This window comes from Methylobacterium sp. B1 (assembly GCF_000333255.1).
GTDB classification, from domain to species: Bacteria; Pseudomonadota; Alphaproteobacteria; order Rhizobiales; family Beijerinckiaceae; genus Methylobacterium; species Methylobacterium fujisawaense.
Window position 1 is genome coordinate 1 of record NZ_BACT01000672.1, and the last position, 2,061, is coordinate 2,061.

The 2,061-nt window shown below is 70.1% G+C and carries 1 protein-coding gene; it reads left to right on the forward strand.

What is annotated here, in order from left to right; genetic code table 11:
- Nucleotides 1–256: 256 nt before the first annotated feature.
- On the forward strand, nt 257–2,061 hold a 1,805-nt coding region (ftsH, locus tag I53_RS19905), incomplete at its 3' end, for an ATP-dependent zinc metalloprotease FtsH (RefSeq protein ID WP_043353901.1).

Consider the following 2,061-nt stretch of genomic DNA (forward strand, 5'->3'; position numbering starts at 1 on the left):
GGCCAGCAAGCACGGTCGCCCGTCACGGGCAGCAGCCGCCCCCCATGCCGGTCCGCGTGGAGCGACCGGAGGTTCGCTGCGGCGTCATGCGGAGCCGCGTTCGACCGCGGCTCCGAACAGGCTGCGCGTTCAGCCCGCTCGACCGACGGATGTCGCCACCCCGCGCCGCGGTTGCAGACGGGCCGAGACATTTGAGCTGGCGCAAAGCGACGAGCGGCCGAACGGCGCACTTCCCGAGTCGACGTGGGAGGCGCTCATGGACCCGAGTCAGCGCAAGTTGAGCTGGGCGCTCTGGTCCGTGGCGGCGGCCTCCTTCGGCGTCCTGCTCGTCCACGATCTCTGGGTCGGCTTCAGCCAGACGGACGCGATCCCCTACAGTCAGTTCGAGCAATTGGTCGCCCAGGGAAAGATTGCCGAGGCGACCGTCGGCACCGACCGGATTGCGGCCACGCTGAAGGAGCCGGCGGACAACGGCCACCGGTACGTGGTGGCGACGCGCGTCGATCCAGCCCTCGCCGACAGGCTTTCGGCCAAGGGCGTGGTGGTCAAGGGAGCCCCATCCACGGGCTTCATGACGGGCCTCCTCTCCTGGATCCTGCCTGCCTTCGCCGTCTATTTTCTGTGGCGCGCCCTCTTCAGCCGCGTGTCCGGGCGGAGCGGCCTCGGCGGCCTCATGGCCATCGGCAAATCGAAGGCCAAGGTCTATGTCGAGACCGACACGAAGGTGACGTTCAAGGACGTGGCCGGCGTCGACGAGGCCAAGGCCGAATTGCAGGAGACAGTCGCCTTCCTCAAGGATCCCAAGTCCTTCGGGCGGCTCGGGGCGCGGTCACCGAAGGGCATCCTGCTCGTCGGGCCGCCGGGCACCGGCAAGACGCTGCTCGCGCGCGCCGTCGCCGGCGAGGCCGGCGTGCCGTTCTTCTCGATCTCGGGGGCCGAATTCATCGAGATGTTCGTCGGCGTCGGCGCCGCCCGGGTACGAGACCTGTTCGAGCAGGCCCGCGAGGCCGCGCCTGCCATCATCTTCATCGACGAACTGGACTCCCTCGGCCGCAGCCGCAGCGGCACGCAGATCCTGGGGGGCCAAGACGAGCGCGAGCAGACCGTCAACCAGCTCCTCGCGGAACTCGACGGGTTCGACCCGACCACCGGCGTGATCCTTCTCGCTGCGACGAACCGGCCGGAGGTCCTCGATCCGGCGCTCCTCCGGCCCGGCCGTTTCGACCGGCAGGTGCTCGTCGACCGCCCCGACCGGAAGGGCCGTGTCGAGATCCTGAAGGTGCATGTCGGCAAGGTCAGGCTCGCCGGGGAGCTCGACCTGGACGAGGTGGCGGGCATCACGCCCGGATTCACCGGCGCCGACCTCGCCAATCTCGTCAACGAGGCCGCCATCGTGGCGACCCGGCGCGGCGGCGCGGACGTCACCTATGCCGACTTCACGGCCGCCATGGAGCGGATCGTGGCCGGGCTTGAGAAGCGCAGCCGCGTGCTTGGGCCGGAGGAGCGCAGGCGCGTGGCGTTCCACGAGATGGGACACGCCCTCGTTGCCGCGAGCCTGCCGGGTGTCGATCCGGTCCTGAAGGTCTCGATCATCCCGCGCGGCGTCGGGGCGCTCGGCTACACGATCCAGCGTCCCACCGAGGACAGGTTCCTGATCACCGCGAGCGCGCTGCGGAACCGGATCGCGGTCCTGCTCGGCGGCCGTGCGGCCGAGGCGCTGGTCTTCGACGGGGATGTCTCGACCGGTGCCGCGGACGACCTGCAGCGCGCGACCCAGATCGCGCTGGAGATGGTGACCCGGCACGGGATGACACCGGAGGTCGGCCAGCGCACCTATCTGCCACCCGCGAACCCGTTCCTGTCCGAGATCGGCAGCGACCGGCCGAACGCGTCCGACCTGACGGCTCGCGAGATCGACGTTGCCGGTCGGGACATCGTGGCGGGGGCATTCGAGACGGCGACAGAGATCCTGAGACGGCGGCGGCAGGATCTGGAGAGCGGGGCCGCGCTCCTCCTCGACGTGGAAACGGTGACGGCGGCGGAGTTTCCCGCGCTCAGGCC